The following is a 5,686-nucleotide window of genomic DNA, read 5'->3' on the forward strand; positions in this document are numbered from 1 at the left end:
CGCTGCATACTGTGTATTTCCTATTCGGCAACCAAATTAAAAGTAGGAAACTTCAGTAGTTAACCAACGAACACCATCGTTGTCGTTGTCGTTGTCGTTGTCGTAATCGTTGTCGAATTCCGAATCGATTCAAGACCGTCTGCAAGCCCATAGGATGGGCAGCGCGAGAGCGATGCCCATCCTCCTTTGTCACCTCGATTACGACAACGACAACGACAACACTGGTGCTTAAGGCATGGTCTAACGGACCTGTTTACGCTGTTAGTGAACCGTTCCTTAGGGTGCGAAGCGGCCGGTGCAAGACCGGTGTCAGAAAGGTAACGGCAGACCAGGGGCCGCCTTCTCCATCAGGCGGCGGAACAGCGATTGAATTTTTTCCAGTGCCTGGGCATCGTCGCCTTCAAAGCGGAAGGTCAGTTGCGGCAGCGTGTTGGATGCGCGCACCACGCCGAACCCGCGGTCGAACTCGGCGCGCAGGCCGTCGATGCGGATCACCTCCACCCCGTCGAGCCGGTCGGCTAAGTGCAGCACGGTCCGCATGATGCGCTCAGGCTGGCCCTCGGTCAGCGGCATGGCGAGTTCCGGAGTCGCCAGCCCCCCGGGTAGCGCTGCGAAAATCTCGGTTATCGCGCGGAGATCGAGCGACAAGACCTCAAGCAGTCGCGCTCCGGCGTACAGCGCGTCGTCGAAGCCGAACCAGCGCTCCTTGAAATAAAAGTGTCCGGTCAGTTCTCCGGCCAGCAGTGCCCCGCTTTCGCGCAGCTTGGTTTTGATCGGGGCATGGCCCGAACGCCACATAACGGGTCGTCCGCCGGCCTGGCGGATCGCCATGGCCAAGTGTCGGCTGCATTTAACATCGTAGATGATGTCGGTGCCCGGGTGCCGGGCCAGGACATCTGTCGCGAGCAGCATCAGCACGCGGTCGGCACTGATATAACGGCCCTGGGAGTCGACGACGCCCAGCCGATCGCCGTCCACGTCGAATGCCAGTCCGATGTCCGCTCCCTTGGACAGGACCAGTTCACCGAGATTACGGGTGCATTCGGGTACCGCGGGGTCGGGCATCGGATCGGGAAGTGGGGACTCCAGGTCGCAGTTCAATTCAAGGACCTGACAGCCGAGTGCGCGCAGCAGCGCCGGAGCGACTGCCGACACGGTGCCGTTACTGCAATCGATGGCGACCGTGAGACCACGCGCCAGATTCACGTCCTGCTCCAGATACTCACGGTAGCTCCGGATCATGTCCTGCGCCTGATAGCCGCCGCGGCCGGCGACCAGGTCCCCAACCAGGATGCGCCGATACAACGCCTGGATCTGATCGGCTTGAGCGCTCTCGCCATTGAGCACGACCTTGACGCCGTTATAGGTGGTTGGGTTATGACTGGCAGTGACCATGGCGCCGGTCTGCGGCCGCGGATGCGCGCAGGCAAAATAGACCAGGGGCGTCGGGACGACACCCAAATCCAGCACATTCGCGCCGGCGCCGCGAATACCCTGGATCAGGGCGTCGCCCAGGGCGGCGCTCGACGGGCGGACATCACGCCCGACGACGACCGTGGGGTCCCCAAGGGCCGTCGCGGCGCTGCCGACCGCCTGGCCAATGGCACGCATCACCATGCCGGTCAGTTGATCGTCTACCACGCCGCGAATGTCATAGGCGCGGAAAATCTCGGCGGGAGCGTCCGTGAGGGTGGTCCCGTCGGACGCGATTCCCGCGTCCAGGGCCTCTTGAGGGCTTGGTGTAACAGCGGGAGCTTGCTCGATCTGCGTGGAGTAGGGGTCAAATCCCTCCGGCAGGTTCAGTTCATCCACCGGCAGGCCCAATTCGTCGACCGAAAAATCCAACTCCTCGACTTCGACGCTGTGTTCGCTGAGGGTTGAGGTCGGGTTCAGACCATCGTCTTCGATGTTGGGTGCCGCCGGCGCGAGGGGTGTCTGCGCTGCCGCCGCTCCGCGCAGGGGTGAGCGTGTCGGTTGGAGACCGCGCAACAAATTCAGCGTCTCTTGGTGTGCTTCCTGAATGTCGGCGAGGCGCGATTTGATGCGCCGGACCGCGCGTTGGTGGACGGCGTCATCGACGAGGGCGACGAAACCTTTGCAGTCCAACAGTAACGCACGCCGCAGGCCGCTATAGCCGAGCCAGAGTACGGCACCGATGAGTGCCATGACCACAAGAAAGCCCGCCCCGACCCCACCCATCAGCCAGGGGTTCACCAAGTTGGCGCCCTTTACCCACACGGCGGTCCGCAGGCGGGTACCGGCGATGGCCGCCGTATGGTCAGGCGGGTCATCGGGCGCGCCCACGCGCTCAAGGTTGGCGACGGCATCTCCCACCACTTGCTGATAGAGGATGAGACCGCTCTCCCCGGTGGAACCCAAGGGATTGGGCAGCAGGTTCATGGGTAGCGCGACATGGACGACCCCCAACACCCGTTCACGCGTCGTGTCGAGCACGGGGACGGCTATTGCCAGGTGCATCTCCGGTTGGCCGACCTTGTGGACCTCGATCAGGGTCAGGGTGCGCGTCTGGGCCGCCTGGCGCGCCAGGTCGAGCCCCGCGTAACTCATGAAGGGGATCCCCTCGACCGAATGGACTTGCTCTGGTGCGAACAGGTGGATGCTCAGCGCCTCGGGCAGGCGCTTGCGCAAGTCTTCCTCACGCTGCGTGAGTGCCCCGGGCTTGCCGGTCGCATTGAAGGCGGCGCGCAATTGCGGGTCTTCCTGCCACCCTTGCACCACCCCGCGAACCCGGGTCATCTCGCTCGCCACGGTGACGGCCAAGGCGTCGGCGGCGCCCTCCAGCAGCAGTCGGCTATCCGTCGCGCTGCGGGCGGCCCAAACATAGAGCAGCAGCAGCGCGGTCGGCAGCAAGATCAACGCGATGCCGATGAAGCTCTCGATCCAGAAACGCTTGATGCCAGGCGGGGAGTCGCCCTCCGCCGACTTGTGTCGGGGGTTCTCCCTCCGCGGAGCTACCATGGCGTGCCTCCTCGCCGCGCAATCAATGACAAGATATGGAACCTCGGCCCGGACCAGTCGGTCCTGGCGTCAGTGTTTGCCGGTGTGCCCGAATCCACCGGACCCGCGCACCGACGCGGCGAACTCGGTGACCAGGGTCAATTGCGCGCACAGCACCGGAACCAGGATCAGTTGGGCAATGCGTTCGCCGACCGCGATGCGAAACGGCGCGGTGCCCCGGTTCCAGCATGACACGAGGAGCGGACCCTGGTAATCCGCATCAATCAGGCCGACCAGATTGCCGAGCACGATCCCGTGACGATGGCCGAGTCCCGAGCGCGGCAGCACCAGACCGGCCACACCCGGATCGGCGATATGGATCGCCATGCCGGTCGGAATCAACGCGCTGCCCCCCGGGGGCAGGTCGATCGGTGCGTCACACATCGCCCGCAGATCGAGCCCGGCGGCACCCGCTGTCGCGTAGTGCGGCAGCGGAAACTCGCGGCCCAGACGCGGGTCCAGGATCTTAACCTCAAGAGGATGCAATTTAGGATCAGGCAAGATAGCGCTCGGTAATCAACTGGGCCAGTTCCCCGGCCAGCCGGGTCTTGGGCATCATCGGCAACACCCGCCGACCGTCGCGCCACAGGCAGGTGAGGGCATTGTCGGCGCGCTCAAAGCCGCCCTGATCTCCCCCGACCTGATTGGCGGCAATCAGATCAAGCCCCTTGGCGCTGAGTTTGGCGAGGGCGTGCTCCTCGACCCGATCGGTCTCTGCGGCGAATCCGACCGTGAAGGGCGGGTGGGGCAGGGCGGCGACTTCGGCGAGGATATCCGGATTGCGGATCAGTTGCAGCGTCAGTTCTGCCACGTCTTTCTTGATCTTGCGGTCGGCGGGTGCGGCTGGCCGATAGTCCGCGACCGCCGCCGCGGCCACGAACAGATCGATTGTGCCGATCCGCTCGAATACCGCTGCGTGCATCTGCGCGGCAGTCTCCACGTCGATCCGTGTGACCCCCGGCGGGCCGGGAAGCGCCGTGGGGCCGCTGATCAGACAAACCTCGGCGCCCAGTTGCGCCAGGGCCGCGGCCAGGGCATACCCCATCTGTCCGGAACTGCGATTGCCCAGAAACCGCACCGGGTCGAGCGGCTCCCGCGTGGGACCGGCTGTCACCAAGGTGTGAACGCCCGCCAGCGGGCCCGCGCCAGCGGTGGACGCCGACAGCGTTACCTCATCCGGGAGACGGTCGGCGAGCAGGGCCGTGGCGATGTCGATGGGTTCGAGCATCCGCCCTGGCCCCAGGTCACCGCAGGCCTGGCTGCCGTGCGCCGGTCCGAGGATGCGCGCCCCGCGGGCGCGCAGCCGCTCCAGGTTGTCCTGCGTCGCGGGATGCAGCCACATCTGCTGATTCATCGCCGGCGCCAGATACAGCGGGGCACGCGTGGCGAGCGCCAGGGTAGTCGGCAGATCGTCCGCCAGGCCGGCGGCGAGCCGGGCGATCAGATCGGCGGTGGCGGGTGCGAACAGAATGCGCTGCGCCCACCGCGCCAATTCGATATGCCCCATGCCGGCCTCGGCCGCCGGGTCGAGCAGACTGGTCCGCACCGGCGCACCGGAGAGTGCCTGAAACGTCAGGGGACTGACAAAGGCGGTCGCCGCCTCGGTCATCACCACGCGGACCACGCAGCCGCGTTCGCGCAGACGGCGCACCAAGTCCGCCGCCTTGTAGGCCGCGATGCCGCCGCTCACTCCGAGGAGGACGCGCGGGCCGGAGTCTGGCACCATGGGGGAATCAACCTTGATGATGGTTCGTGAATGGTTGAAAGTGTAACTGATCCGCGCCGTCAGCGTCGTGACGCACCCGGCGTTGTGCGCGGCCAAACAAGACTCGGCTGGACTCCATAGCGAGGGACCTGATGGCGATCACTGACTGGCCGGAAGATGAACGCCCGCGCGAAAAACTCCTGGAGCATGGCGCCGCGGCACTGTCCAACGCCGAACTCCTGGCGATCTTTCTGCGCACCGGCATTCAGGGCAAGAGCGCGGTCGATCTGGCGCGGGAGCTGCTCACCACCTTCGACGGGCTGCCTGGACTGATGGCGGCTGATGCGCAGCGTTTGTGTGCGGTCAAGGGCCTGGGTCGGGCGAAAGCCGCCCAACTGGGCGCGGTGCTGGAACTGAGTCGCCGCTATCTCCTGACCCGGGTGGCCGATCAGGACTGTCTGACCAGTCCGGAGGCGACCCGCGACTACCTGCGGCTCAAGCTGTACGGACTGCCGTACGAGGTCTTCGCCTGCCTGTTCCTGGACAATCGGCACCGGGTCATCCGCTACGAGGAGTTGTTCCAAGGCACCATCGACGGGGCGAGCGTGCACCCGCGCGAAGTCGTGCGCCGCGTCATCGCGACCAACGCCGCCGCTGTGATTTTTGCGCACAATCATCCGTCGGGGGTGGCTGAACCGAGCCAGGCGGATCTGCGTATCACCCAGCGGCTGAAGGAGGCGCTGGCGCTGATCGACGTGCGCGTTCTCGATCATCTGATCATCGGCGATGGACAGGGGACTTCGCTTGCTGAGCGGGGGTTGTTGTAGGTCTCGACTTTGGCCATTTCAGGGAGTCGAGGCCAGTTGATTCAGCACGCGTTGCCAATCCTGGCGGGAAATAACGAGGGCGTCCGGGTCTGCGGTTGAGTTGACGAAATTCGCCGCCGCCCAACTGGTGCGGCGC

The 5,686-nt window shown here is 65.1% G+C and carries 4 protein-coding genes; 1 reads left to right on the forward strand and 3 read right to left on the reverse strand.

Features of this window, described 5'->3' with window-relative positions:
- Window positions 1–309: 309 nt before the first annotated feature.
- The 3 genes from QZY03_RS23445 to coaBC form a co-directional block, all read right to left on the reverse strand.
- Window positions 310–2,979 (reverse strand): phosphomannomutase/phosphoglucomutase, encoded by a 2,670-nt coding sequence (locus tag QZY03_RS23445; RefSeq protein WP_295585113.1) that lies wholly within the window; start codon window positions 2,977–2,979, stop codon window positions 310–312.
- 69 nt (window positions 2,980–3,048) lie between these two features.
- Window positions 3,049–3,504, reverse strand: a complete 456-nt coding sequence (gene dut / locus QZY03_RS23450) for a dUTP diphosphatase (RefSeq protein ID WP_363169707.1) — start codon at window positions 3,502–3,504, stop codon at window positions 3,049–3,051.
- 7 nt (window positions 3,505–3,511) lie between these two features.
- A complete protein-coding gene (gene coaBC / locus QZY03_RS23455; protein WP_295585117.1) occupies window positions 3,512–4,744 on the reverse strand; it encodes a bifunctional phosphopantothenoylcysteine decarboxylase/phosphopantothenate--cysteine ligase CoaBC in 1,233 nt (410 codons plus the stop codon).
- A 131-nt stretch (window positions 4,745–4,875) separates the two neighbouring features.
- On the opposite strand from coaBC, the gene radC reads away from it, so the two are divergent.
- Entirely contained in the window at window positions 4,876–5,550 is a 675-nt protein-coding gene (gene radC, locus QZY03_RS23460; RefSeq protein WP_295585119.1) for a DNA repair protein RadC, read from the forward strand.
- Window positions 5,551–5,686 lie beyond the last annotated feature (136 nt).

This window comes from uncultured Lamprocystis sp. (genome assembly GCF_903933125.1).
GTDB lineage: Bacteria > Pseudomonadota > Gammaproteobacteria > Chromatiales > Chromatiaceae > Thiodictyon.

Coding starts and splice junctions, on each gene's coding strand:
- QZY03_RS23445 (WP_295585113.1), bottom strand. CDS start 2,979: ATGGTAGCTCCGCGGAGGGAGAACCCCCGACACAAGTCGGCGGAGGGC.
- coaBC (WP_295585117.1), bottom strand. CDS start 4,744: ATGGTGCCAGACTCCGGCCCGCGCGTCCTCCTCGGAGTGAGCGGCGGC.
- radC (WP_295585119.1), top strand. CDS start 4,876: ATGGCGATCACTGACTGGCCGGAAGATGAACGCCCGCGCGAAAAACTC.